This window comes from Rhodococcus sp. 14-1411-2a, assembly GCF_002259485.1.
Lineage (GTDB): Bacteria > Actinomycetota > Actinomycetes > Mycobacteriales > Mycobacteriaceae > Rhodococcoides.
In genome coordinates this window covers 423,517-449,292 of the sequence record NZ_NPGA01000014.1, presented here as the reverse complement: position 1 = coordinate 449,292, position 25,776 = coordinate 423,517, and the positions used below count along the sequence as shown (strand labels likewise).

The following is a 25,776-nucleotide window of genomic DNA, read 5'->3' as shown; positions in this document are numbered from 1 at the left end:
CTCCGTTCAGAGGTACTTCTTCAGCTCCATTTTCGCGATCGACATCTTGTGCACCTCGTCGGGACCGTCCGCGAGCCGCAGCGTGCGAATGTGCGCGTACATCATGGCCAGCGGGAAGTCGTTGGACACTCCTCCTCCGCCGTGGACCTGGATCGCCCGGTCGATGATTTTCAGCGCCATCTCCGGTGCCGCAACCTTGATCGCTGCGATCTCCGTACGCGCTTCCTTGTTCCCGACGGTGTCCATCAGGTACGCCGCCTTGAACGTGAGCAACCTGGTCTTCTCGATCTCGATGCGCGCCTCGGCGATCCAGTCCTGAATGTTCGAGCGCATCGCCACCGGCTTGCCGAACGTCACTCGGGATACCGCACGGCGACAGAGCAATTCGAGTGCGCGTTCTGCCACGCCGATGGTGCGCATCGCGTGGTGGATACGACCAGGTCCCAAGCGAGCCTGGCTGATGGCAAATCCCTCGCCGGGCCCCTTCAGCACGTCCTTCGCCGGTACCCGTACATTCTCGAAGAGCACCTCGGCGTGACCTTCGCGGTCGATGTAGCCGAACACCGGCAGATTGCGCAGGACGGTGACTCCGGGTGCGTCGATGGGCACCACGAGCATCGACTGCTGACGGTGCGTGGCCGCCTCGGGATCGGTCTTGCCCATGACGATGAGAACCTTGCAGTTCTTGTGCATCGCATTGGACGTCCACCACTTGCGCCCGTTGAGGATGAAGTCGTCGCCGTCGCGATCCATCTTCATGGCGATGTTGGTGGCGTCGGAGCTGGCGACATCGGGTTCGGTCATCGCAAAGGCAGAGCGAATGGTGCCGTCCAGCAACGGCTTCAGGTACTTCTCCTTGTGCTCGTCGGTGCCGAAGAGCGTGAACACCTCCATGTTGCCGGTGTCCGGTGCGTTGCAGTTGCATGCCTCGGGCGCGAGCAGGCTGCGTCCCATGATCTCGGCCAACGGTGCGTATTCGAGGTTGGTAAGGCCGGGGCCCCACTCCGGATGCGGGTGGAACAGATTCCACAGTTCGCGCGAGCGCGCTTCCTTCTTCAGATCCTCGATGATCGGCGGTTGGAAGTGCGGGTCACCGGATTCGAGCATCTGCTGCTCGTACACTGCCTCGGCCGGGTAGATGTGAGAGTCCATGAACTCCAACAGATCCGACTCGTACTTCTTCGCACGGTCGGAGGTCTCGAAAAATGCCACGGTGGGCCCCTATCGGTTGTTGTCGAGCAAGCTGTCCTGGTAGCGACGCATGCCGCGCAACCACCGGTCGTAGTCGGCACCCTTGTTGCGGTACATGTCCAGCACGTTCTCGTGCGGCAGGATCAGGAACTGCTCGCGGTCCATTGCGTCGAGCACCACGTCGGCGACATCGAGCGGTTCGAGTACGGCACCGGCACTGAGAACCGCGGCAGTTGCGGCCGCTCCCAACGTATCTCCGGATTCCCGTCCCTCGTAGAGCAGTTTGGTGTTGACACCCATCGGGCACAGGCAGCTGACGCGGATACCGCGGTTGCCGTAGGTGACGTTCATCCACTCGGCGAATCCGACCGCGGCGTGCTTGGTCGTCGCATACGTCGCCGAGCCGATCTGGGTGAGCAAACCGGCCGCCGAGGCGGTGCTGACGAAATAGCCTTCACCGCGCTCGAGCCAACCCGGCACCAACAGCTGCGCGGCGCGAATGTGTGCGCGGACGTTGACATCGAACGAGAGGTCCCAGTCCTTGTCGGTGGCGTCCAGTCCGGGTGCGCCGCTGATTCCTGCGTTGGCGAAGTAGAGATCGACAGGTCCGAACGAGTCCTCGGCCAGTGCGATCAGCCGTTGGATGTCCTCGGTGTTCGACGCGTCCGCCGCGGCGGCGACGGCCGTCCCCGGCCGGTCGCGTTCGATGGCGTCGGCCACGGATCGGGCCGTGGTTTCGTCGAGATCGGAGACGACGACGCGTGCGCCGTGCTCGGAGAGTCGAGCGGCGATGGCCCCGCCGATTCCGCCACCACCGCCGGTGACGATGCCAACTTTGCCTTCTACCTTCATGCCCCAGGTATAGTTGAAGTCGGATTCAAGTTCAACCCTGGTTGCATGAAGATGCTGGTCAGAGCGCGGAATCTAGGCCCGAGGACGCGTCGGATCGGTGATCCACCCCGACCACGAGCCCGGATACAACGCAGCATCGAAGCCCGCCAACTCGAGCGCCAGAATCTGATGGGCGGCGGTCACGCCGGATCCGCAGTAGACGGCGACGGCCTTTCCCTCGGGCACAAGTCCACCGAATGTGCCATTGAGTACCCCGGGGTCCAGAAACTTGCCGTCCGAATCGACGTTGTCTGTGGTCGGTCGATTGATTGCGCCGGGGATATGTCCGGCCACCGGATCCACCGGCTCCACCTCGCCGCGGAATCGCTCGGGTGCTCGGGCGTCGAGCAGGACGTTGCTCTGGGCGAACTCGAGTACATCGCCGACGTCGAGGACTCGTGCCAGGGACGGCCGGGCGCTGAAAGATCCGGCTGCGACGATCGACGGCTCGGTGCCGGTGGCAAACCCTTCGGCCACCCACTGAGCCAGACCGCCGTCGAGGACTCGCACGTCTGCATGGCCGTAGTAGCGCAACAGCCACCATGCGCGCGCCGCGGCAGTTGCGGGTCCTGCGTCGTAGACCACCACGGAGGAATCGTCGCTCACCCCGGCGCTGCGCATCGCTGCGACGACGGTCTCCTCGTCGGGCAATGGGTGGCGGCCGCCCGAACCCGGGACCCCGGCAAGCTCTGCATCGAGGTCCACGAACTGCGCGTTCGGGATGTGGCCGGCCTCGTAACCTGCTCTGTCGCTGCCGGTCTGGAGCGCCCAACGAACGTCGAGGACGACCGGCGCCCGTCCCATCTCGAAGAGGTCGTGCAGTTCGGCGGCAGAAATCAGCGGCGAAGGGCTCATAAGGCTCCGACGCTAACAGCCCTGCGCCGGGAATAGCTCGGGCTGCATGCCGGTTGTGCGCAGGCGTGACCGAAACTGCATCCACAACTCAGCATCTGTCCACCGCCGGGCTCTTCGAGCCGTTCGAGGTCAAGTCGCTGAAGCTGCGCAATCGCTTCGCCATGGCCCCGATGACGCGCGCCTTTTCTCCCGACGGCATTCCCGGCCCGGATGTCGCCGAGTACTACCGCAAGCGCGCGGCCGGCGGCACCGGCCTCATCATCACCGAGGGCACCTACATTCCCGATCCCGCAGCCGGCCCGCACACCCGTGTCCCGCGGATCTACGGTGACGCCAGCCTCGAGGGCTGGAAGGGCGTCGTCGACGCCGTGCACGCCGAGGGCAGCGCGATCATCCCGCAGCTGTGGCACCTCGGCGTCGAGCGCGGCACCGAGCCTCGCCTGTTCCCGGACGTCACCACCGTGAGCCCGTCCGGTATTGCACTCGACGGTTCTTCGGTGGGTCGCGCATTCACCGACGCCGACCTCGACGAACTCACCTCGCAATGGGTGCAGGCCGCGGTCAATGCGAAGAACACCGGATTCGACGGTCTCGAGCTGCACGGCGCGCATGGATACCTGCTCGACGAATTCCTCTGGGCCACAACCAATGTGCGCGACGACGAGTTCGGTGGTTCCCTCGAGGCCCGGACCCGCTTCCCCGCACAGGTCGTTGCGGCGATCCGTGCTGCGGTGGGCGAGGAATTCGCCATCGTCTACCGGTTCTCGCAGTGGAAGAGCAATCACTTCGACGCCCGGATCGCCCAGAATCCGGAGGAACTCGGACGCGTCCTGACTCCCCTGGTCGACGCCGGAGTGGACATCCTGCACGCCTCGACCCGCCGCCACTGGGATCCTGCGTTCCCCGAGCTCGACGGCAACGACGGCAAGCTGGGCTTGGCCGGGTGGACCCGCAAGCTCACCGGCGTCCCGACAATCACCGTCGGATCCGTGGGCCTCGACTCCGTGTTCACCTCGGCGTGGTCGGAGGACGCCGCATCCGGTGTCACCGGACTCGATGCACTGGTCGGCCAGTTCGAGGACAACGAATTCGATCTCGTTGCCGTCGGACGTGCGCTGTTGTCCGACCCGGATTGGGTGAACAAGGTCGGAGACGGACGCGTCGACGAGCGCATCGAATTCACCCGCGACCACATTCAGCACTTGGTCTGACGGATCGGGCACCGGAATCCACGGCAGCATCGCCTAGAACGGCGGTGCTGCCGTTTCGTCTGTCTCGGGCGGTTGATTGTCGGGTGGGTTGGGGTAGGCGATGTGGCCGGATCGTTTCTGTCGGGTGGGGATGTGTGGCCTGAGGTCGTTTCCGAGGATGGGTACGGCTGTGCCGTTGGTGGGCAGGGTGATTCGGGTGGTCTTGGAGGTCGATGTCCACAGGATCGCCCCGCCGGGGAGCATGACGGCCTTCCAGTAGCCGGCGGTTTTGACGGAGTGGTGGTAGTCGCAGAGGCATTGAAGGTTGTTGACGGTGGTCCAGCCGCCGCCGCGAGGGTTGGCGTGGGTCGAAGGCCACGATGTGGTCGAGTTGGCAGCGTGCGGCGGGTCGGTGGCAGCCAGGGAATCGGCAGTGTTTGTCGCGCAGGCGGACCGCTGCGGTGGTGAGGGCGTCGGGTCGGTAGATCAGGGCGCGGTCGGTGAGCGGGTCGCGGGGGACCGATTTTCCGAGGGTGGGGTCGGCGGCGATGGCGGCTTCGAGCGCTGCGGCGAGGGTGGCGTTGCCGAGGTAGAGGCCTGAGGGTGTGTGGCCTGCAGTGGGGATCGTTCGGTTGTCCAGCCGGATTGCCGAGCGGAGGTCGAGTGCTCTCATGTTGCGGGCGGGATGTCTGATGTCGTCCAGATCGAGGGCAGAGCTGTGCCGTGTGCCCCGGCCGACGGGGGTGTGGGTGCAGAACAGGGCTGCAGCGGACGTCAGTGATTGGGTCCGTCGTGGTCTGTCTTCTCCTCCGCCGAGGTCAGGTGGAGCTGAGTCTGCCGCTGGATGGGCAGGGGTGTCCCCTGCGTGGCCCTGCGTCAGATCCGGTGATGTCGTTGCCCCCGCTTCCGGCGTGCGAGCTGTTCCTCGCTCGAGATTTGTTTTCGGTGTTGGTCCAGGTGCCGGTGTGACTGGCCTGATTTCCTCGGGTTCATTTGAAGCAGTCCGGGTTTCGGTTCGATCGGATGCACTGCTGGGCTCCGGCATCGGGTCAGGGTCCGGCTCCGGCACAGGTGCTTGTGCTGCGTCCGATGTTCGAGGTGATTCGCCGGTCGGGGCGGGTGTCGAACTCGATGTGCCGACCGGACCTCGGGCCGATGCTGCATGCGGTGGTTGTGCTGGATCGGAGCCACGGCCGGGATCTGTTTCCTTGCCGGCGGCAGAGTCCGCTGCTGTCGCCGGTGCCGGCGCAGTGGCCGTTGCGGTTGCGCCGGTCGGCGAGGGCGCGGAGGCGGGTGATGGTGCCGTGGATGATTCGGTGGCTGCGGTGGCGGTGGCCGTGTCGGTGTCGGTCGCCGCGTCGGTGGCCGTGTCGGTGTCGGTCGCCGTGTCGGTGTCGGTGTCGGTGTCGGTCTCGGCATCGGTGGAAGTGCCTGTACTCGTGCATGATTCGGATTCGGTCACCGTTTTCGAGTCATTACCGATCCAGCTGCGAGTCTCGGTAGCGTTTGTTCCCGAAGCAGCGTTCGTCTCAGATTTCATGTCCGGGTCGTTCGCCGGATCCGACGCTGAGTCCGACTCCTGCTTGTGATTTTTCGGGGTTCGTTCCCATTCCCCGGTGTCCGGGTTCTGCACGGCGAGTCCGAGTTTCTCGGCAAGTGTCACTGCTTCGGTGAGCAGGATCTGCCAGTGACTGTTGCGTGCCAACTCGCGCGCGAGATCCGGATCGATGGAACCATGCCCGGCCAGATAGGCCGGGTTCGCCAACAACCCGATGAGGGTGGCGATGTCGACGGTGATCATCGTCAACGGCACCCGCCGATCCGGCAGCACTGCCTCTGCTTTGGGGCAGTCGGTGCGTTGGCACAGGCAGGTCAGTCGGGGTTCGCCGTGCATGCGGGCCATGAATGCATCGCACAGGCGTTCTTTCTTCCCGCGCGGATCTTTGGGGCAGAGGGTGTCGGCCATTTCTTCGAGGAGTTGCCATGCGGCGGCGGCTTCGGGTGCGGTCAGCTCGGCTCGGATGCGGGCGAGTTCGCCGGCGGGGCTGTAGGTGACGGTCCGGAATTTCTTCGCGAACTCCCGCAACGCGGCGGCTTCCTCGGGTGCGACGCGCAGCAGGATGTCCCAGATCGCCTGTTCGAGCGGGCCCGGGGACGATCTCCGCGCCGCCTCGACGACCTCGGCTTCGACGCGGGTGACGATGTCGTCGGAGAGGTTGTCGAGGATCCGGCATACCGTCCGCACGCGGGGGAGGTCGATCTCACCGGCCTCGAACGCTGCCCTCAGCAGCGGCATCCGGGTGTGCAGGGCGACGCCGACGGAGACATACGCTTCGGCGACGGTCGCCGAGCAGCCCAACGCCACGGACATTTCGGTGCGCCCGTATCGGCTGTAATGTTTGTGTTTGGTGTCGCGGGTGATCCAGTCGCAGTGCACGCGGTAGCAGGCGGTGATCTTGCGGGCCGCCTGTCGATTCTCCTCACGCGCGGCTGCGGTCAACGCCTCCAGTGACACGGTCGGTATTGCACCCATTTTTCACCCCCCGGTGAGCAAGATTTCAGAACGTGCGTTCGAACTGAAAGAAGACTATCCCGACCCACCGACAAGAACGCTCGAGCCGAAAAAGCACCGGCTCACCTGCCGCTATCCGCGGAATCGTTCTACACTCCACTCCATGAGCGAGCCCGATTCGAAGTCGGCACCGATCGAATTACGCCGGCTTGCGGCCGGCGGCGATCAGGATGCCATCGACCAGTTGGTAGAGCTTGCAGGCGAGCGCAACGACCTCGAAGAACTCCGCTCTCTCGCCGACGCAGGCAGCAGCGATGCCGTCGACATCCTCGTCGAGCTCGCCGGTGAAGTTGGCGACCGCGCCGAGTTGCAGAGATTGGCCGCCGCAGGCAGCCAAGACGCCGCGGACATTCTGGAGGAACTAGATAGCTAAGCGGGCCGCTCCCCCAGTTGCACGGTGAGTCGGTGTGCCGCGTCGAGCAGCATCTTGCCCAATTCCCGGCGTCGGTCGTCACGGAATCGCGTCTCGACGCCCGTCAGGCTCAGTGCCCACGCAGGACCTCCGGCGCGGTCGAACACAGCAGCACCCAGACCCCAGCTGCCTTCCACGAGCAAACCTGGATTGACGGCGAAACCTGTTGTCCGAGTGTGGCCGACGCGGTGCCGAATCGCTGGCGCGGAATGAGTCTCGCCCCACTCCGGCACCAGGTCGACGTCGCCGAGGTACTTGTCGACCTCCCGATCGGGCAGGTGCGCAAGAATGGCCAAACCGGCGGACGCCACCCCGAGCGGTAGCCGAATGCCCTCGTACAACACGTGCGAGCGCAACGGAAAGCTCCCTTCCACCCGAAGCAAGCACACGGTCTCCGCACCGCGCCGGGCCGAGAGGAACGCGCTCTCTCCGCTCTCGGTGGCCAACGCCTGCACTATCTTTCGAGCCTGGTCGGTGATGTCGTACCGCAATGCCGCCATCGATCCGAGTAGATAGATCTCCGGGCCCAGTGACCAGTGGCCGGTCGCGTCACGGTCGACGAATCCTTGGTCGGCGAGCGACGCCAGTAGGCGATGTGCGGTCGGTCGCGCGATACCGGTCGCCCGCGCGAGCGCGGTGGTCGAGGCACCCGACGGCTCCTCGCTCCCCGCTGCGCGCAGCAACGAACAGATCTTGTCGATCACACTTGCGTTGGCATCCGGTGTCGTCACCCGGCCATCGTACGTCCACTCACCGGACGCCTAGTCCACATCCGTTCACCGAACGAGCAGATACCAGCATTCGCTTCACCGAAATACACAGCTCAGGTTGACTGACTACAACGTTTGCTCAACGAACACATCAGGAGCTGCAAGTGACTGGAAAGACCTACGCGTCCGCCGCCGACGCGGTTGCGGACATCGGCCGAGGAGCGACCCTCGCGGTCGGCGGCTTCGGACTGTGCGGCATCCCCGACGCACTCATCGAGGCCATCGCCAACACCGACGCCACCGAGCTCGAAGTATTCTCCAACAACTGCGGCGTCGACGGCTACGGACTCGGAATCCTGCTGGCCGCCGGACGAATCCGCCGCGTCACCGCCTCTTACGTCGGCGAGAACAAAGAGTTCGCCCGGCAGTACCTCGCCGGCGAACTCGAAGTGGAACTGACCCCACAGGGAACACTCGCCGAACGACTCCGCGCCGGAGGCACCGGAATCCCCGCATTCTTCACCCCCGCAGGAGTCGGCAGCCCCATCGCCGACGGCGGAATGCCCTGGCGCTACGACCCCGACGGCTCCGTCTCGATCGCCTCCCCACCCAAGGAGACCCGAGTGTTCGGCGACAAAAGGTACGTACTCGAAGAGTCGATCAACGCCGACTTCGCACTCGTGCACGCCGAAATCGGCGACACCGCAGGCAATCTCGTGTTCGACAAAACTGCGATGAACTTCAACCCCCTGGCCGCGATGGCAGGAAAGATCACCATCGCCCAGGTCGAGAACCTCGTGGAACCGGGCGAAATCGACCCGGCCCACGTACATCTGCCCGGCGTGTTCGTCCAACGCGTCGTACACACCGGCCCACAGGACAGGCGCATCGAAAAGCGCACCGTCAGTTCAGGAGTTCGAGCATGAGCACAGGATGGACCCGCGACCAGATTGCCGAACGCGCCGCAGCGGAGATGGTCGACGGCGAATACGTCAACCTCGGCATCGGACTACCGACCTTGATCCCGGGATACCTGACCGACGCGGTCAAGGTCACCCTGCACTCGGAGAACGGTATCCTCGGCACCGGGCCCTACCCCACCGAGGACGAAGTCGACGCCAACCTCATCAACGCAGGCAAGGAAACCGTCACCGTCAATCCCGGTGCCGCATACTTCGATTCGTCACTGAGCTTCGGCATGATCCGCGGCGGCCACATCGACACCGCCGTACTCGGCGGCATGCAGGTCTCGTGCACCGGCGACCTCGCCAACTGGATGGTGCCCGGCAAGATGGTCAAAGGTATGGGCGGCGCGATGGACCTCGTGCACGGTGCCCGGCGCGTCATCGTCGTCATGGAACACACCGACCGCGACGGTAACCCGAAAATCCTCGACGCCTGCACCCTGCCGCTGACCGGCCAAGGCGTCGTCGATCGCATCATCACCAACCTCGCCGTCATCGACGTCGTCGGCGACGGCACCCTCGAACTGGTCGAACTCGCACCGGGCGTGACCACCGAGCAGGTCACCGCGGCAACAGGATCGGCCCTGAAGCACTGATCGAACGACTGTGGGCTCGAACATCCGAAGATGTTCGAGCCCACAGGGTTACGTGATCAGTCGGGGATCATGTCGAAGGTGTCCGGGTTCGGTCCGGTACGACCCTGCTCACCCTTGTCCAGAGCCGTGATGGCATCCACATCTGCCGAGCTGAGCTCGAAGTCGAAGATGTCGAAATTGGCTTTCACTCGCTCCGGCGTGACCGACTTCGGGAAGATGATGTTTCCGCGCTGGATGTGCCAGCGGAGCACCACCTGTGCGACGGATTTGCCTGCCGCGTCGGCGATTCGCTTCAATTCCGCGTCGTCGAGAACATTGCCCTGGGCGATCGGAGACCACGCCTCGGTGGGGATCGCATGCTCGCGGCCGTAGGCCCAGACGTCGTTGTTGACGAAGTACGGGTGCACTTCGATCTGGTTCACCGCGGGGACCGTCTCGGTCTCCTCCGCCAGGCGATCGAGGTGGGCGGGCTGAAAGTTGGAGACGCCGATGCTGCGTGCACGGCCGTCTGCGGCGAACTCCTCCAGCGTCTTCCAGGTGGAGACGAAGTCGCCGTCGTAGCGGGTGGGCAGCGGCCAGTGGATGAGGAAAAGATCCACGTGGTCGGTACCGAGGTCACTGAGCGTCTTGTCGAACGCCTTGCGCGCGTCGTCGGGCTTGTGGAAGCCGTTGTTGAGTTTGCTGGTGACGAACACCGAGTCGCGGTCGATACCCGAGTTCCGAATACCTTCGCCGACCTGCTTCTCGTTGCCGTACATCTCGGCGGTGTCGATGTGGCGGTAGCCGATCTCGAGGGCCGTCTCGACGGCCTGCGCAGTCTTCTCGGGATCGATCTGGAACACGCCGAAGCCGAGCTGCGGGATCTGCTTGCCGTTTCTGAGCGTGACGTTGGGTACCTGAGTCATATCGCTCGGGTGCCCGCCCTCCCCGCGCTTCAAACCGGATGAAATGATGCCAACGTGATAGTGCAGCGCATCCGGCGCGTCGTCGACGGTGTCGCCGAGAGCCTCGGCAGATCCACCTCCGCCCTCATCGCACCGGAGCGACACTTCGATCCGGCGCACCCCTGGTTCCTCACTGCCGTCGAGCGCGGCAACGACGACACCCGAATCACCGCCTGGACCGAGGGCAACCGCGTCGAGAACCTGGTGCACGGCAAGACCTATTTCGCCGCACTCGCCCGAGCCCTCGACCGCACCGAGCGCGACGACCTGGTGCTGTTCACCGATTGGCGCGGAGATCCGGAACAGCTGCTCACCGACGACGGCGTGACCGTCGAGGACGCGCTCACGGCCGTCGCGCACCGCGGTGGCGTCGTGAAGGGCATGGTGTGGCGCTCGCACATGGAGACGCTCGGATTCACCGGCCCGAAGAATCGCAAGCTCGCCATGAAGCTCGAAGAGGCAGGCGGCGAGGTGATCCTCGACCAGCGCGTGCTGGTCACCGGAAGCCACCACCAGAAGTTCGTGGTGGTGCGGTACGGCAGGAAAGATCTGCCCGACGTCGCGTTCGTGGGCGGCATCGACCTGGCCCGTGCTCGACGCGACGACGCCGATCATTTCGGCGATCCGGTCTCCCGTCCCTTCCCTCCCGAGTACGGCGAGATCGCGGCCTGGCACGACGTGCAGGTCCAGTTGGAGGGACCCGCGGTGCGGGACGTCGAGGACGTCTTCCGCGAGCGCTGGGAGGATCCCGCAGCCCTGTCCCGCCTCCCCTGGCACGCCATCCCCGACATGCTGCGCGGAGTGACTCGGGAGCCGTCGGAACTGCCGCCTGCGGCTGCACCGCCGGAACCGCAGGGCACGTGCTCGGTGCAGTTGTTGCGCACCTACCCGCGTCGACGCCCCGCCTACCCGTTCGCCACCAAGGGCGAGCGCAGCGCGGCACGGGCATACGCCAAGGCGCTCAACCGGGCAACCGAGCTGATCTACATCGAGGACCAGTACCTGTGGTCGGTGGATGTCGCACGCGTCTTCGCCGCGGCACTGCGCCGTAAGCCGAACCTGCGCTTGGTGGTGGTGGTTCCCAAGCATCTCGACGACGACAGTGCACTCACCATTCCGTCTGCGCTGCTGGGACACTCGGCTGCGTTGGAGGTCATCCGCGCCGCCGGTGGCGATCGCGTGTTGGTTCTCGACATCGAAAACGACCGCGGCATACCGGTTTACGTGCATTCGAAGGTCTGCATCATCGACGACGTGTGGACCGCGGTGGGCTCGGACAACTTCAATCGTCGCTCCTGGACTCACGATTCGGAGCTGACGGCGGCGATCGTCGACGACGAACACGACGACCGCGAACCTCTCGACCCCGCCGGATTGGGCGACGGTGCCCGAACCCACGCCCGCAACCTGCGCCTGGAACTGATTCGCGAACACCTCGGCCGGGCCGACGGTGACGACGCCGATCTGGTGGACCCGCAGGCATTCTTCGACGCCATCTCGGCAAGTGCAACCGCGCTCGACGAGTGGCACCACAACCCGTCCTCGGGCCCGCGCCCTGCCGGCAGGCTTCGCCGACACGAGATCTCCGTGCCACCGGTGTGGCAACAGCGACTCGCCGCATTCGCCTATCGCCTGTTCGTGGATCCCGACGGCCGCCCGATCGGAATGCGTCTGCGTCGTCGCTTCTGAGGCTATCGCCGAGCACCAGCCGTTTCGGTCCTGACATATCGGGCATTCGCAGTCGATGCCTCCTTCCTCTGAATCCCTCAGTGCCCTCGTCTTCGCTCCGTCTCCGCTGTTGACGGTGACCCTCGACAAAGCTCCCAACGGCAACACCGAACTGCACGTGCACGCGGGTGGTCAGGGCCACTGGATCGCCCGGATGGCCACGGTGCTCGGTCTCGACGTCACACTGACGGGAGTGTTCGGCGGCGAGATCGGGGGCATTCTGCGCGACATCGTCGAGCGGGAGGGCATCTCCGTCGTCTCGGTCGACATCGGCCAGGAGAGCGGCTCGTACGTGCACGATCGCCGTAGCGGTGAGCGTGAAATCCTTGCCACGGTCGACCCGCCGCCCCTGGCCAGGCATGCGCTCGACGACCTGTTCAGCGCGGCACTCGCAGCCGGTGCCCGCAGCGACGTCGCCATCCTCGGCGGACCGCACGAAGACGACATCGTTCCACCCGAGGTGTACGAGCGGCTGTGCGCGGACCTCACCGCCCTGGGCAAGACGGTGGTGGCCGACCTGTCCGGGCCGACCATGATCGCTGCGCTCGCCGGCGGCCTCACGGTGCTCAAGGTCAGCCACGAGGACCTCATCGCCGACGGCCGGGCCGAGTCCGAGGACCCGGCGCACCTCATCGACTCGATGCGGAAGATGCACGATGACGGCGCGGAGATCGTCGTGATCTCGCGGGCCGGAGATCCAGCCCTGGCATTGGTGGACGGCGACGTGCTCGAAATTGTCACGCCGGGTCTACGCATGGTCGATCACCACGGAGCAGGCGATTCGATGAGTGCCGGCATCGCCGCAGGGCTCGCGCAGGGATTGTCGGTCCCGGAGGCGTTGCGTCTCGGCGGCGGCGCGGGCACGGCCAACGTCACCCGACGCGGCCTCGGCAGCGGGCGACGCGACCTGGTTCTCGGCCTGACCGAATCCGTGGAGGTTCGTCCGTACAAGAAGGCAGGCAAGAAATGAGAGCCCTGATCACCAACGACGACGGCGTGCACAGCGCGGGCATCGCCCTGCTCGCGCGGGTGGCTGTCGCTGCCGGTCTCGATGTCGTCGTCGCCGCGCCCCACGAGGAGCGCAGCGGGGCCAGCGCATCGTTGACCGGCATGGGCGTCGACGATCATCTGGGCGTCGCAGCGGTGGAGATCGACGGTCTGCCCGATGTCCCGGCGTACGCGGTGCAGGCGTCGCCCGCTCTGATCGCGTTCGTCGCCACCCGAGGAGCCTTCGGCGACGCGCCGGACCTGGTGCTCTCGGGCATCAACCACGGCCCCAACACCGGTGCAGCCGTTCTGCATTCGGGCACCGTCGGGGCCGCATTGACTGCGCTGACCCATGGAGTTCCGGCCATGGCCCTGTCGTCGATCGCCACCGAGCCTGCTCACTGGGACACCGCCGAGCACGTCGCACACCTCGCGGTGACGTGGATGGTGTCGCACGGACCGTCCGACGCCGTCGTCAACGTCAACATCCCGGACGTTCCGCTGGCGGATCTGGCGGGGATCGTGCCGGCATCGCTCGCCCGCTACGGCGCGGTACAGGCCGAGATAGGCGATCGCGGGGAGGATTTCGTCACCGTTCGCTTCGACGAGATCCGAGCCGAGGACGACGATTCCGACGCCTCCCTGCTGGCCCGACACTGGGCGACCGTCACTGCGCTTCGTCCGCCGAGCGAGGTGGACGGCGTCGACCTGTCCACGATGGGCGCGTGATCTCACCGACGAGACCGACTGTGTCGGTGCCCTCGGGCACACTGAAACCATCACCGCACATGCCACGGACCTAGGGGGTCACCGAGTATGACGTCAGTTCTCGATTCCGGATCATCGCGCAGCCAGCACTTCCACGGGGTTGTTCCACCGTTCCTGCTCGAAAGGCTCCAGGGTGCGGGCGCTCGCGCCACACTGCTCGCCGATCGTGAAATGCGTGCGGGACGCGAGGTGGTGCAGGCGCGCACCGCCATCGCTCCGCGCACCGGCGGCACGCTCGAACGCACGATCTCCGACGCGAAGTCCACCAGGGATCTCCCCGGCCAGCAGGTGCGCGCCGAGGGCGAGGAAGCAACCGGCGACGCTGCGACCGACGAAGCGTACGACGGTCTCGGGGCCACGTACGCATTCTTCGACGAGGTCTACGGCTACTCGAGTCTCGACGGCAGCGGCCTGCCCCTCGACGCGACGGTGCACTACGGGCAGGACTACGACAACGCGTTCTGGGACGGCTCGCGCATGGTGTTCGGCGACGGTGACGGCGAGGTGTTCGCTCGATTCACCGTCTCGCTCGGCGTCATCGCACACGAACTCGCGCACGGGTTCACGCAGTACACCACCCCGCTCGAATACAAGGACCAGGCCGGCGCGCTGAACGAGTCGATCTCCGATGTGTTCGGCGCACTGGTCGAGCAGTACACCGCCGGGCAGAACGCCGAGGACGCGTCCTGGCTGATCGGCGAAGGGCTGTTCCTTCCGGCCGTTCAGGGGAAAGCGTTGCGTTCTCTGCTCGAGCCCGGCACCGCGTACGACGACGACGTGCTCGGTAAGGATCCGCAGCCGGCCAGCATGGACGATTTCGTCGTCACCACCGAGGACGAGGGCGGTGTGCACATCAATTCGGGTATCCCGAACCGCGCGTTCGCCGTCGCCGCCACCACGCTGGGCGGTCCGGCCTGGGATCGCGTCGGGCAGGTGTGGTTCGACACGATGACGGTCGGCGGACTGTCTCCTACGGTCGATTTCGCCGGCTTCGCGGCCGCCACGCTCGCCGCGGCGAACAAGCGGTACGGAGCCGGTTCCGACGTTGCCGAGGCTGTGTCGACCGGGTGGTCTACCGTGGGAGTTCGGACAACAGGGATCGAGTCCATACCGAAGCCGAGCGACGATCGGGTGTGATCGAGGGCAAATGAGCCTGCGCATCGAGGTACTGCGAACCGGCGGTGTCGCCGGCATGTCCAAGCGCGGAGTAGTCGAGACCGACGAGCCGGAATGGCAGTCGTTGGTCGAGGCCGCGCAGCCGTACATCGCCGATCAGCAGGCCACCGACTCGGCCGACTCGAATGCCCGCGACACGTTCGTCTGGAACGTGTCGGTGGGTGAGCACTCGTGCCGCGTCGGCGATTCGAACCTGACCGGACCACTACGCGACCTCGCGGAGCGCACTCTCCGCGAGGGCCGCGTCAAGTAGCTGCCGCGTCAGGTAGCAGGAGGAACCGAGCTCAGGCCTTCCACTCCGCACTGCGTTCTTCGGTCGCCTGCCCCAGCGCCTCGACGAGGGCGTCGACTCCGAAGTCCTTGCCGTACGAGGGCGTTCCCGGCTGCTGACGCCACGACTGGGCGAGGGTGCCGCCGTCGACGGGGTCGAATCCGAGCTCGTCGATCACCGAGAACACGAGCTTCTTGGAATCCTCGTCGTCGCCTGCGATCGGCAGTGCGATACGACCGCTGGTACCGCTGGGCACACCCTTTTCCAACAGGTGCTTCCAGTAGATTCCGTTGAACGCCTTGATCACCGGCTCGCCGAGTTGCTGAGACACCCACACATTTTCGGGTGTCCCACCCTCGATCTCCTCGATCAACCCGTCCCGCTGCTGCGGGTAGTAGTTGTTGGTCTCGATGATCGGTGCCCCGGGCTTACGGGCACCGGCAATTCCCGGTGCCAGATCCGGCACGTTCTTCTGCGGAATGCTCAGAATCACCAGGTCTGCGTCCTGAGCCGCGTCGGCGGCCCACACTGCCGTCGCCCCGGTGTCCGCCGCCAGGTCTGCCAGGGTCTCCGGGTCACGTGAGTTGGAGAACCGAACCTCGTGACCGAGTGCCGTCAGGCGACGGACGAGAGTACCGCCGATGAATCCGCTTCCGATGATTCCAATTTTCATACTCGGAACCAACGCACGCCCGACCCCGAACAATTCCCGTCAGGATCCGACGGAGACCTTGGACCGGGGACGACCGAACTTCATGGCCTTGTCCACCACCTTGCCGTAGCGCAGCACCGGCAGGTCGCGGAAGTAGTTCATGCGCAGCTTCCACGGGGTCTCGCTGCCCTGTCTCGGGAAGTTGTCCACCGCCCGCAGCACGTACCCCGCCGCGAAATCGAGGAACGGTTCCTCGCCGATCGACGGGTCGCGTTCGAGCTCGACTGTGCTGTAGCCCTTCTCGTCCATGTGCGCCAGCAGTCGCATCACATAGTTCGAGACCATGTCGGCCTTGAGCGTCCACGAGGCGTTGGTGTAACCGACGACGAAGGCGAAGTTGGGGATACCGGTGAGCATCATACCCTTGTAGGCCATGGTGCTGGGCAGGTCGACATCCTTGCCGTCGACCCGGAACTGCGCACCGCCGAGAGCGGAAAGGTTCAATCCCGTTGCGGTGACGACGATATCGGCGTCGAGGTGCTGGCCCGACTTCAGCTTCAGGCCGGTCTCGGTGAACGTGTCGATGTGATCGGTGACGATCGAGACTTCGTCCTTGCGAATCGAACGGAACAGATCGTTGTCGGGCACCAGGCACAGGCGCTGATCCCACGGGTTGTAGGACGGGGTGAAGTGGGTGTCGAGGTCGTATCCCTTCGGCAACCACCCCTCCTGCATCGTCCGGATCCGCTTCTTCATGAACTCCGGGTACTTCTGGCTCAGCGTGTAGATCAACATGGCCATCGACACGTTCTTGAGCCGAGTGACGCTGTACGCCAACTTCTTCGGCAGCCGCTTACGTAGCGTCTGCGCAATCGGATCCTGTGACGGAAGCGAGAGGACGTAGCTGGGCGAGCGCTGCAGCAGCGTGACGTGCTCGGCGTCGCGAGCCAGGTTGGGAGCCAACGTGATTGCCGTTGCACCGCTACCGATCACGACGATCTTCTTGCCGGAGTAGTCCAGATCCTCGGGCCAGTGCTGCGGGTGGATCACCTGGCCGCCGAAATTCTCCTGCCCGGCGAACTCGGGGGTGAATCCCTTGTCGTAGTTGTAGTAGCCACTGCAGGAGAACACGAACGACGCGGTGATCGTGACTGTTTCGTCGGTATCGGTACGGTGCGCGGTCACCGTCCAGAACTGCTGTTCGGACGACCACTCGAGCGCGACGACCTTGTGATGGAACCGGATGTGCTTGTCGACACCCGCTTCCTGCGCGGTGTCGACGATGTAGTTGCGGATGTCGGTGCCGTCGGCGATGGATTTCTCACCCATCCACGGCTTGAAGCTGTATCCGAGGGTGTACATGTCGGAGTCGGAGCGAATCCCGGGGTAGCGGAACAGATCCCACGTTCCCCCGATCGCGCCGCGACTTTCGAGGATGGCGTAGGTCTTACCGGGCAGATCGTGCCCGAGGTGGCGCGCGGCCCCGATCCCGGACAGGCCGGCACCGATGATGAGAACGTCGACCTCGGGAGAGGGCAGTACGGCAGTCATGTCAGCGATTCCTTCGATGTCCGGTGTCAGCTGGTCTTGTTGCGAGCGCTCTCGGACCTGCCGAGGCGGGCTACTTCTTCGTCCATCTTCGGCAGGATGGTCGGCACGTGCTCGAGCATGCTGCGATCACCGACCCGCGAGGTGATGACGGCCTTGAACCACGACGCTGCGCCCACCCACCGCGGCACGTAGACGCGCCGCTTGCGCTTGGCCAGGCCGTCGACGAACGCGTCGACGCACTGCTCGACGGTCATCGTCTTACCCAGCGGGCCGGGCAGCACCGCGAGCAGATCCTGGAATGCGGTGAGATCGGACTTGGCGTCCTGCACCATCGGTGTGTCGATCCATGCCATGTGCGCGGAGCCGACATCGACACCTCGATAGTTGACCTCGAGCCGGAGGGCGTTCGCAAAGTGTTCTGCCGCAGCCTTACTGGCGTTGTACGCGGCCAGGCCGGGGCACGGGGTGAACGCCGCGAGCGAGGAGACGACGAGTACGTAGCCGTTGCGCTCGATGAGCGACGGCAAGGCCGCGCGGACGGTGTTGAACACGCCCATCACGTTGATGTCCATGACGCGTTGGAACGTGGCGGGATCGACCTGCATGATCGATCCGTAGCTGGCGATGCCTGCGTTCGCCAGCACCAGATCGATGCCGCCGTACGCCTCGATTCCCCCGTCGACGGCGCGCTGCATGTCGTCGAGATTCCGCACGTCGGCAACGAATGCCGCTGCTTTCAGCTGGGTTGCGAGTTCCAGGAGGGGTGCCTCGTCGACGTCGACGAGAACCAGCTGGGCACCTCGGCCCGCCAGCGCACGTGCCGTTGCGGCACCGATTCCCCGTGCCGCTCCGGTGATCAGAACGACCTTGTTCCGCAGCGTCGACGCCGCCATCTGCTCCCCCTCGATCGGAATGCTTGTCTGCGAACACTTTGCATCTGATACCGAGCGGTGTCAAGATCTGTCTGTGACTACCCATCACAGCGAACCCGGCCGTACCTACCGAGGCGCCGACCCGCAGCAGCGGCAGCAGGAGCGTCGAATTCGCCTGCTCGACGCCGCCGTGAAGGTCTTCGGCACCACCGGCTACCGGACGGCAACCGTCGAGAAGGTGTGCAGCGAGGCCGGGCTGACCAAGCGCTACTTCTACGAGTCCTTCTCCAACAGCGAGGACTTGCTCATGGCCGCCTACGGCCGAGCGACCGACGCCATGCGCGAGAACATCCTGGCCGGTGCGCAGGCCGAGGCCGACTCCACCGAACAGGTTCTCCGTGGCGCTCTCACCGGCTTCTTCACGTTCGTCGCCGAGAATCCTGAATCCGCGCGCATCGCCTTCGTCGAGATTCTCGGAGTCTCGCCCACCGTCGACGCGCTCTACCGCAAGACGACGACCTCGTTCTCCGAGACGGTGCTACAGGTGGCCGAGGCCGCCGGATCCAGCCGCGGGCTCGCCGGGCCCAACCGCCGAACACTGGCGATGGGCCTGGTGGGCGCGGTTCTCACCATCGCCCAACAATGGCTGCTCTCTCCCGAACGCGAACCGCTGGACTCGGTGATCGCCAGCGCCCACACCATCCTCGCCGCCGTGGTGTTCGGACGCGTCGACAGCTGAGCTGCGATGTAGGACCTACAGGCTCACGGCCTACTCTGCAACGGCTCCACCGGCTCCTCCGCAGTGGCGCGTTCTCCTGATTTGACGACGACCACGCCGAGCAGAACCAGTGCGCCACCGGCCAATTGGACCGGTGCCGGTGCCTGCCCGAGCAGCAGCCACGCGAACACCAAGGCCGCAACGACCTCCATCAGACCCATGAACGACGCCAACCGCGACCCGAGGCGTCGGCCCGCCGCGATGCCGAGAACGTAGGCCAGCGCGGCGGTCACGACACCGAGGCCGATGATCGGCACCCACCACGGAACGACCGCATCGACGAAGGTGACGTCGGTGAGCGGAGCAGCGAACGGGACGATCCCGATGAGACCGGCGACCAGCAGGATGAGCCCACCCGTCAGCAGACCGGCTCCGGCGAGCACGATCGGCGGGAGGCCGTTGCTCTCGTCCGCCGACAGCACCCAGTACACGGCCGCACCGACCATCGAGCCCAGCGCCCACAGCACGCCGACCGAGTCCACGTCCGCACCGGAGATCAGATCGAGCACGAGCACCAGACCCATTGCGGCCAGCAGTGCGCCCACCACGGTCAGGCGACCGGGACGCTGCTGGTGCCGGAACCACATCCACCCGATGACGGCCACAGGCGAGGTGAACTCGATCAGCAGCGCGACACCCACCTCCATGCGTCCGACGGCGTTGAAGAAGGCGAGCTGACACCCTGCCACCGCGAAGGCACCGTAGGCGAGGAGCAGCTTCCAGTTCTTCGCCAGCAGGTTCCACCGCCCGCGCAACGCGAGGATCGACGGAATCAGCAGGACGGCTGCGGCGAGCAGAATTCGCGCGGTCACCGCGGCCCCGGCCGTCCAGCCTGCGTCGAGCAGGCCCGTGGCGAGTGAGCCGGAAAGCCCGAAGGACGCCGCGGAGAGCAGCGCGAAACCGAGTCCCGAGAGTCGACGCGACCGCGCGGCAGCATCGTGGGTGGCCGCGAGATCCGCATTCGCGTCATGAGTGTAAGCCGTCATGACATGTGACAGTAGGGACCGACTTGGTAAGGTGTCAACATGCTTTTTGCTCATGACGCGGAACTGTCACTGTTGGCGGCCGTGGCGTTGATCAATTCCGCCGAGGAGCCGGACACGCTGACCACCCGAGAGCAGCTCGCCGAGTTCTTCACCGAACAGGGCTACTCCGGCCGCTTCGACGGCGACGACGCCGAGCTCGAGGCCGTGAGAGCACTGCGCCCGACCCTGCGCGCGCTGCTCACCAGCAGCCGAGACGACGCCGTGGTCGAGGTGAACCGTCTGCTCGCCGAATCCTCGGCCCTGCCCAGACTGGTTCGTCACGGAGATCTCGACTGGCACATCCATGCCGTCGCCGACGACAGTCCGCTCGCGACCCGCATCGTCGTCGAGACCGCGATGTCCATGATCGACGTCATCCGAGCGGACGAGCTCTCGCGCTTCGACGTCTGCGCGGATCCGGACTGCAACGGGCTGGTCCTCGACCTCTCGCGCAACCGGTCCCGCCGGTTCTGCAGCACTACCTGCGGGAACCGAGCGGCCGTTGCCGCATACCGCGCGCGCAAGGCTCAGTGACGACGGCCACTGGGCAGTGCGGGGCTTAATCGGTCGGCTTTCGGGTATCCCCCGCTCCGAGCTGATCGAAAGGAATTGCCCCTATGGTCGAGAAAAGGCCTACCAAAACGAGCTGGGCCAGAGCTGTCGAGAACATGCTGGCCGTCATCTTGATCTTCGCCGGTATCGCCGCCGCAGGCGGTCTGATCGCCGCATTGGCGGGCGGCTTCGAGGGTTGGGCGATCGTCGCCGGAATCGCCGTGATCGTGTTGTTCGGTGCCGGATTCCTCGCGATTCGCGACGGCGCTCGACGACGAGCCCTCGAAACGAACACCGTCGTCTACGCCCCGGACAACACCGACCAGCTGTTCGACGTCGACCCGAACACCGGTGAGCGAACCCCGCACCGCGAGTAGCGCACTCGATGCGGGGCCGCTGCAGGTTCAGAAGCACTGTGAATTCAGAAGGGATACTTCTGAATGTCCGACTGCATCGTGACCCACTGCAGATCACAGAACGTCTCGAGGTTGACGGTGGTGCCGAAGTGTCCACCGGAACCCGATGCCTTGACCCCACCGAACGGCGCAACGGCCTCGTCGTCGATCGTTTGATCGTTGATGTGCACGGCACCGGAACGAATTCGGTCCGCCAGCTCGTAGGCCTTGAACGGGTTCGAGGTCAGAACAGCAACGGACAGGCCGTATTCCGAGGAATTGACGATGTCGATGGCCTCGTCGACGGTGCGGTACGTGGTGATGGGTGCGACCGGGCCGAATATCTCCTCGGTGAACGCGGGTGAATCCTTCGGCACGTTACCGAGCACGGTCGGTCGGTAGTAGAGCCCGTCGAAGGTTCCGCCTGCAGCCAGTTCGGCACCGGCCGTCACCGTGGCCTGCACGATGCTGTCGACTCGCTTGAGCTGGTTCTCGTCGATGATGGGCCCCAACGCATTCGACGGGTCGGTCGGATCTCCGACGGTGATGCGCGCGGCGATCTTCGCGAGTTCCGCCGTGTACTGCTCGGCGAGATGCTCGGGAACGAGGTGCCGACCCGACGCCATGCAGATCTGCCCCTGGTGCAGGAACGATCCCCACGCACCCGCCGACGCGGCGGCCTCGATGTCTGCATCGGGCAGCACGAGTAATGCGTTGTTCCCGCCGAGCTCGAGGTGGACCTTCTTGAGCAACGGCGCAGCGGCTTCCGCGATTCGGCGGCCGGCCGCGGTGGATCCGGTGAAGGAGATGCACGGCACGTCGGGGTGCGAGACGAGCGCCGCTCCCACGTCGGCACCCGAGGGTAGTACGTGCAACAGACCGTCCGGCAGGCCGGCGTCGGCGAGAATCTCGGCCAGGACCAGCCCACCCGAAATCGGAGTTCGTGGATCGGGTTTGAGCACTACGGCATTGCCGACGGCCAGAGCTGGCGCGACCGACCGCATCGACAATACCGCCGGGAAGTTGAACGGACTGATCACGCCGATGACGCCCATCGGAACGTATCGCCCTACCGAGAACCGGGACTTCGCGCTGCGCAGGACCTGCCCGTAGGGCTGGGACGCCAACGTGGCCGCCTCGGTCAGTTCGGCAAGGACCAAGCCGACTTCGGCCCCTGCCTTGCCGTGGCTGGATCCCGATTCGGGAATCAGCCACCGCGTCAGACGCTCGGGGTTCTGCTCGAGAATCGCTGCAGCCTTCGTCATGACCGATGCTCGCTCCGGGTAGGGCTTGGCGGCCCATTCTTGCTGCGCACGTGCAGCTTTAGCGACAGCTCGATCGAGGTCCGCGACGTCCGCAGCACCGACGGTGGCCACGAGGGCCCCGTCGGCAGGAGCCGTCACGTCGAGGGTTCCACCGCCGCCGTCCAGCCATCCGCCGTCGAATATCTTCGCCGTCCACGCCAGTGTGTTCGCCATGTCAGTCCTGCTCTTTCATTCTCGGTGTTCTTTTCTTCGTTACCGCTGGGCTGCGATCGCTGCGTCGAGCACCTCGGCCTCGGCCCAGGATCCGTGGAACGCGAACGGAACTCGGACGGGAAGCTTCACCCGCGCGAGAGGTTCGCGGGTGAACGCGTCGGCCTCGTGCACCAGCAGCTCGGACAGTCCGGTCGCCGGATTCCACCACAGGGTCAGCAGATATCCGTCGTTCTCGCCGCTCGCTCCTCGACGCTGGACGAAGACCGGTTCGCTGGGGCTGGTCAATCCGTCGGGCCCTTCGAGCACGACCGTCTGGCCGGTGGAGAAGTCATGGCGCGCAAGCCCATCCGTCAGAGTCAGCGGAGACAGATCTCGGGTGGTGGCGAAGTAGCCGAAGCGATTCTCCTTGCCCAGCCACGCGTCGTTGATCTTCGGGAATTCACCCGCGATCCCGCTGTGCATGTGCTGGGTGGTCGTCCCGGTCGCGGTATCGAGCACGAACCGCCAGGCCATCGCGGGTGGAAACCAGGAGTGCGAGTCGATCGGCTCGTCCGAGTCGTCGGCCGGATTGCCCAGACGCGCGATGACGTGCAGATCCACCACGATTCCTGTGGCGGTTTCGTGCGCGTTGAAGAAGTGCGTCGGGGCCAGCATCAGGCCGGTGTCGTACCAGCTCACCTCATGGGTGCGACGGTCGAGCACGGCGAACCTACTGCCGTTCGGCGTCGCCGATTCGTCCCAGAGCACGCCGGGTCGCCCCTCCATGATGCGGTCGAGGCGAAACTGGTTGGGCGAGATGAGGAAGATCGCGAGGTGTTCGCTCACGATGTAATCGTGAACCATTGCCGGGCACCCCATGTCGAAACCGAAGGAATCGACGACGGTGCCGCTGGTATCGGCCTCGTACCACGTCAGTCTCGGCCCGAAGGCCGAGTAGAACAGCATGTCTCCGGTCGACGGTTCGATCTTGTAGTGCGCCGTGCACAGGATGTCGAGTGCACCACCGAAGTTGTACGTGCCCTGCGTATCGAGAGTTTCGGGGTGCATCGAATGCGGAAGTCCGCCTTCGTAGTACACCAGCAGATGGTCGGCGAACAGCCCGACGTTGGTATTGGCGACGCTCTTGGACGGCGGCGCGCCCGCGGGCAGATCTCGCTTGGCCTTGCCGGAGCCGTTGACGAAACCGCTGTACAGCGCTTCCCCGGCCTCCACCTCGATCTTCATGGTGTCGGTGTGCACCCACTTCATCCGGAACGACGCCTTACCGTCGCGGATGTAGGTGCCCGCGACGCCGCCATCGCCCTCCCACCAGTGGTAGCGGTCGGTGTCGGGTGGCTCGAAGCGTGGATTGTCGGCCACTCGGAACAGCGCGCCGGCGAGATCGTCGGGGAGTTTCCCGATGACCTCGAGGTCGAACGCCTCGGTCTCCTCGTGCCACGGCGCGAACGGCCCGTTGAGAAACTTGTTGGACGTGTTCCAGTCGACGTCCGCCTCGTGCCGCGGAGTCGGGGGCGCGGTGCGGCGGACCACTGTCGTCGGCAGCGGGGTGGGAAGTTCACGCATAGCTGATGCCTTTCGTCTCGATGTAGGACAGTTCGGAAGGACTCGCCGAAGTTCCGATCCACGACGCCACCGCGGCTCTCACTGCAGCTCGAACGTCGTCACCGTCGTGCGGATGCCACGCGGCCGCAACGAAGCGGTCGGGCCGGATGAGCACGAATCTTCCGGTGTACGTCCGCATCTCGTCGTCCAGACCGCCGTCGACGTCGAGTAGAACGTTGATGCCGTCGATTCTCGGCACCGTGCGATCGGTGGGCACGGCGACCTCGACGGCGTGTAGGCCGCGCCCGATATCACGTGCGTGCGCCCATTCCGCCGTGTCGTGCACGTCGACTCCCACCAGCGCCCAACCGGTTCCGAGTATCTCGTCGAGCGGGCGGATGGTTCGGGTCGCCGAGTCGAAGGCCCGGGGCTGCCCGATGACGCTCCCGGTGTCGTCACCCGGGAGCACGAGCCCGTCGGCGAATCGGTACGGCGGACGATAGGCCATGGTCTCGAACCAGCGTCGCCCGTTCTCGGTGGCCAGTGCGGCCCGGACCAACTCGTCGCGCCTGGCCGCGATGCGAGGGTTGGTCGTCATCACCACGCGACCCAACCGCTCGGACGCGCGAACAACCGCGGCGGCGTGCGGGCCGCGCTCGGATTGGTATGTGGCCAGCACACTTTCATGCAGGCAACCGTCGAGCGCGCCGGCCAACTTCCACGTCAGGTTCGCGGCGTCACGAATGCCGGAGTTCAGACCCTGACCGGCGAACGGCGGCATCATGTGTGCGGCGTCGCCGAGCAGGAAGCAGCGCCCCAGCTGCCATCGATCGGCCACGAGGCCGTGGAAGCGATAGTTGACGGCTCGTTCGACCTGGGCGGGTGTGATCGGCCGGTAGCGCGAGACGAGTTTCTCGATGAGCTCGAACGACGGCGCGTCGGTGGCCGTACCCTCCCCCTCGAACAGGCGGAATTCGTATCGACAGCGGCCACCGAGACCCGGCACCACCACGTGCGGCCTGCTCGGATCGGCGTGGTGCATGCCGTAGCGCTCTATGTGCGGGTCGCCGAGCGTGTCGACCACCAACCACAATTCCGGGTGGCTGCGTCCGATCATCCCGATACCGAGCAGGTTTCGGACGGTCGATCGTCCGCCGTCGCAACCGAGGAGGTAGCGGGCTCGCACCGTGCGTCCGCCCGCTTCGATGGCCACGGCGTCCGCGTCCTGCACGATCGACGTGACCTCGGTGTCGAACCGAACGGTGACATTGCGCGCCGTGTGCAGCGCCTCAGCCAGCACACGCTCGAGGTCCGGTTGCGCGAACGGGTTCTTGAACGGGTAGCCCAATCGGTAGGCGCTCTCCGCGCCGCCGTGGAACAGCGGTTCGTCGTCGAGTCCGTAGTAGCGGGTTCCGGTGCCGGGCACGACGATCGGCAGGATTCTGTCGATCACACCTGCCTGCTGATAGGTGCGCAGCGCCTCGTCGTCGATGCTGATCGCTTTGGGTTCGTCGCTCGTCGTCGAGCGCCGCTCGAGAACGACGACACGGAGCCCTCGTGCAGCGAGCAGCAGGCCCGCGGTCATCCCGACCGGACCGGCGCCGCAGATCGCTACGTCGTAGAGGGTGTCGAATCTCGTATCCACACCACCAACGTAGCGTGCATCACGTTAAAT

Annotated in this window: 25 protein-coding genes; 12 read left to right on the top strand and 13 right to left on the bottom strand. The window is 65.4% G+C overall.

Annotated elements, in window-relative coordinates; translation table 11 throughout:
* Positions 1-6 precede the first annotated feature (6 nt).
* From CH291_RS13055 to CH291_RS13045, 3 genes are all read right to left on the bottom strand, one after another.
* A complete protein-coding gene (locus tag CH291_RS13055; RefSeq protein WP_373455130.1) occupies positions 7-1,152 on the bottom strand; it encodes an acyl-CoA dehydrogenase family protein in 1,146 nt (381 codons plus the stop codon).
* Between the two features lie 69 nt (positions 1,153-1,221).
* Positions 1,222-2,043: an SDR family oxidoreductase gene (locus tag CH291_RS13050; RefSeq protein WP_068053525.1), complete on the bottom strand. Its 822-nt coding sequence runs from the start codon at positions 2,041-2,043 to the stop codon at positions 1,222-1,224.
* A 72-nt stretch (positions 2,044-2,115) separates the two neighbouring features.
* On the bottom strand, positions 2,116-2,937 hold the full coding sequence (locus CH291_RS13045; RefSeq protein WP_094687672.1) for a sulfurtransferase: 822 nt from the start codon (positions 2,935-2,937) through the stop codon (positions 2,116-2,118).
* Positions 2,938-3,002: 65 nt separating this feature from the next.
* Here CH291_RS13045 and CH291_RS13040 point away from each other — a divergent pair, with 65 nt between their 5' ends.
* Positions 3,003-4,148 carry an NADH:flavin oxidoreductase gene (locus tag CH291_RS13040; RefSeq protein ID WP_179276526.1) on the top strand — a complete coding sequence of 382 codons (1,146 nt, stop codon included), beginning with the start codon at positions 3,003-3,005 and terminating at the stop codon, positions 4,146-4,148.
* On the opposite strand, the gene CH291_RS26550 is transcribed toward CH291_RS13040, so the two are convergent.
* Positions 4,117-6,660, bottom strand: a complete 2,544-nt coding sequence (locus tag CH291_RS26550) for a DUF222 domain-containing protein (protein WP_143545923.1) — start codon at positions 6,658-6,660, stop codon at positions 4,117-4,119. The two genes, CH291_RS13040 and CH291_RS26550, sit on opposite strands and share 32 nt — an antisense overlap.
* Before the next feature lie 13 nt (positions 6,661-6,673).
* On the opposite strand from CH291_RS26550, the gene CH291_RS13030 reads away from it, so the two are divergent.
* A complete protein-coding gene (locus tag CH291_RS13030; RefSeq protein WP_256980832.1) occupies positions 6,674-7,072 on the top strand; it encodes a hypothetical protein in 399 nt (132 codons plus the stop codon).
* Here CH291_RS13030 and CH291_RS13025 read toward each other — a convergent pair.
* Positions 7,069-7,842 (bottom strand): IclR family transcriptional regulator, encoded by a 774-nt coding sequence (locus CH291_RS13025; RefSeq protein ID WP_094687670.1) that lies wholly within the window; start codon positions 7,840-7,842, stop codon positions 7,069-7,071. The genes CH291_RS13030 and CH291_RS13025 overlap by 4 nt on opposite strands.
* A gap of 143 nt (positions 7,843-7,985) precedes the next feature.
* Here CH291_RS13025 and CH291_RS13020 point away from each other — a divergent pair, with 143 nt between their 5' ends.
* Together CH291_RS13020 and CH291_RS13015 are read left to right on the top strand one after the other, a co-directional pair.
* On the top strand, positions 7,986-8,747 hold the full coding sequence (locus tag CH291_RS13020) for a CoA transferase subunit A (RefSeq protein WP_068053500.1): 762 nt from the start codon (positions 7,986-7,988) through the stop codon (positions 8,745-8,747).
* The gene (locus CH291_RS13015) at positions 8,744-9,382 is read left to right on the top strand and encodes a 3-oxoacid CoA-transferase subunit B (protein WP_094687669.1); all 639 of its coding nucleotides are present in this window, start codon (positions 8,744-8,746) and stop codon (positions 9,380-9,382) included. The genes CH291_RS13020 and CH291_RS13015 overlap by 4 nt, the downstream gene beginning before the upstream one ends.
* Before the next feature lie 56 nt (positions 9,383-9,438).
* Here the strand turns inward: CH291_RS13015 and CH291_RS13010 are convergent, their stop codons facing one another.
* Positions 9,439-10,287 carry an aldo/keto reductase gene (locus CH291_RS13010; RefSeq protein ID WP_068054275.1) on the bottom strand — a complete coding sequence of 283 codons (849 nt, stop codon included), beginning with the start codon at positions 10,285-10,287 and terminating at the stop codon, positions 9,439-9,441.
* Positions 10,288-10,341: 54 nt separating this feature from the next.
* On the opposite strand from CH291_RS13010, the gene CH291_RS13005 reads away from it, so the two are divergent.
* The 5 genes from CH291_RS13005 to CH291_RS12985 all read left to right on the top strand — a co-directional run bounded on the left by CH291_RS13005 (position 10,342) and on the right by CH291_RS12985 (position 15,238).
* Positions 10,342-12,015, top strand: a complete 1,674-nt coding sequence (locus CH291_RS13005; RefSeq protein WP_068054273.1) for a phospholipase D family protein — start codon at positions 10,342-10,344, stop codon at positions 12,013-12,015.
* 55 nt (positions 12,016-12,070) lie between these two features.
* On the top strand, positions 12,071-13,024 hold the full coding sequence (locus CH291_RS13000) for a 1-phosphofructokinase family hexose kinase (RefSeq protein WP_094687668.1): 954 nt from the start codon (positions 12,071-12,073) through the stop codon (positions 13,022-13,024).
* A complete protein-coding gene (gene surE / locus CH291_RS12995; protein ID WP_094687667.1) occupies positions 13,021-13,770 on the top strand; it encodes a 5'/3'-nucleotidase SurE in 750 nt (249 codons plus the stop codon). The genes CH291_RS13000 and surE overlap by 4 nt, the downstream gene beginning before the upstream one ends.
* Positions 13,771-13,857: 87 nt before the next feature.
* On the top strand, positions 13,858-14,946 hold the full coding sequence (locus CH291_RS12990) for a M4 family metallopeptidase (RefSeq protein WP_094687666.1): 1,089 nt from the start codon (positions 13,858-13,860) through the stop codon (positions 14,944-14,946).
* A 10-nt stretch (positions 14,947-14,956) separates the two neighbouring features.
* Positions 14,957-15,238, top strand: coding sequence for a protealysin inhibitor emfourin (locus tag CH291_RS12985; protein WP_082899002.1), 282 nt, complete (start codon positions 14,957-14,959; stop codon positions 15,236-15,238).
* 31 nt (positions 15,239-15,269) lie between these two features.
* On the opposite strand, the gene CH291_RS12980 is transcribed toward CH291_RS12985, so the two are convergent.
* The 3 genes from CH291_RS12980 to CH291_RS12970 are packed head-to-tail and all read right to left on the bottom strand — an operon-like array spanning position 15,270 to position 18,352.
* Positions 15,270-15,929 carry an NADPH-dependent F420 reductase gene (locus tag CH291_RS12980; RefSeq protein ID WP_094687665.1) on the bottom strand — a complete coding sequence of 220 codons (660 nt, stop codon included), beginning with the start codon at positions 15,927-15,929 and terminating at the stop codon, positions 15,270-15,272.
* Positions 15,930-15,968: 39 nt separating this feature from the next.
* Complete coding sequence (locus CH291_RS12975; RefSeq protein ID WP_094687664.1) at positions 15,969-17,459, bottom strand: flavin-containing monooxygenase; 1,491 nt, start codon at positions 17,457-17,459, stop codon at positions 15,969-15,971.
* A gap of 26 nt (positions 17,460-17,485) precedes the next feature.
* A complete protein-coding gene (locus CH291_RS12970) occupies positions 17,486-18,352 on the bottom strand; it encodes an SDR family oxidoreductase (RefSeq protein ID WP_094638655.1) in 867 nt (288 codons plus the stop codon).
* 73 nt (positions 18,353-18,425) lie between these two features.
* On the opposite strand from CH291_RS12970, the gene CH291_RS12965 reads away from it, so the two are divergent.
* The gene (locus tag CH291_RS12965; RefSeq protein WP_068054255.1) at positions 18,426-19,070 is read left to right on the top strand and encodes a TetR/AcrR family transcriptional regulator; all 645 of its coding nucleotides are present in this window, start codon (positions 18,426-18,428) and stop codon (positions 19,068-19,070) included.
* A gap of 23 nt (positions 19,071-19,093) precedes the next feature.
* Here CH291_RS12965 and CH291_RS12960 read toward each other — a convergent pair whose 3' ends face one another.
* Entirely contained in the window at positions 19,094-20,095 is a 1,002-nt protein-coding gene (locus CH291_RS12960) for an EamA family transporter (RefSeq protein WP_094669105.1), read from the bottom strand.
* A 39-nt stretch (positions 20,096-20,134) separates the two neighbouring features.
* Between CH291_RS12960 and CH291_RS12955 the strand changes: the two genes are divergently transcribed.
* On the top strand, positions 20,135-20,668 hold the full coding sequence (locus CH291_RS12955; RefSeq protein WP_068054245.1) for a CGNR zinc finger domain-containing protein: 534 nt from the start codon (positions 20,135-20,137) through the stop codon (positions 20,666-20,668).
* 83 nt (positions 20,669-20,751) lie between these two features.
* Complete coding sequence (locus CH291_RS12950; protein ID WP_068284000.1) at positions 20,752-21,063, top strand: hypothetical protein; 312 nt, start codon at positions 20,752-20,754, stop codon at positions 21,061-21,063.
* Between the two features lie 44 nt (positions 21,064-21,107).
* On the opposite strand, the gene CH291_RS12945 is transcribed toward CH291_RS12950, so the two are convergent.
* From CH291_RS12945 to CH291_RS12935, 3 genes are read right to left on the bottom strand one after another with little or no spacing between them, the layout of a single operon-like run.
* Positions 21,108-22,559, bottom strand: coding sequence for an aldehyde dehydrogenase family protein (locus CH291_RS12945; RefSeq protein WP_094687663.1), 1,452 nt, complete (start codon positions 22,557-22,559; stop codon positions 21,108-21,110).
* 39 nt (positions 22,560-22,598) lie between these two features.
* Positions 22,599-24,122 carry a carotenoid oxygenase family protein gene (locus CH291_RS12940; RefSeq protein ID WP_094687662.1) on the bottom strand — a complete coding sequence of 508 codons (1,524 nt, stop codon included), beginning with the start codon at positions 24,120-24,122 and terminating at the stop codon, positions 22,599-22,601.
* Positions 24,115-25,746, bottom strand: coding sequence for an FAD-dependent monooxygenase (locus CH291_RS12935; RefSeq protein WP_256980831.1), 1,632 nt, complete (start codon positions 25,744-25,746; stop codon positions 24,115-24,117). Before CH291_RS12935 ends, CH291_RS12940 begins: the two co-directional genes overlap by 8 nt.
* Positions 25,747-25,776 lie beyond the last annotated feature (30 nt).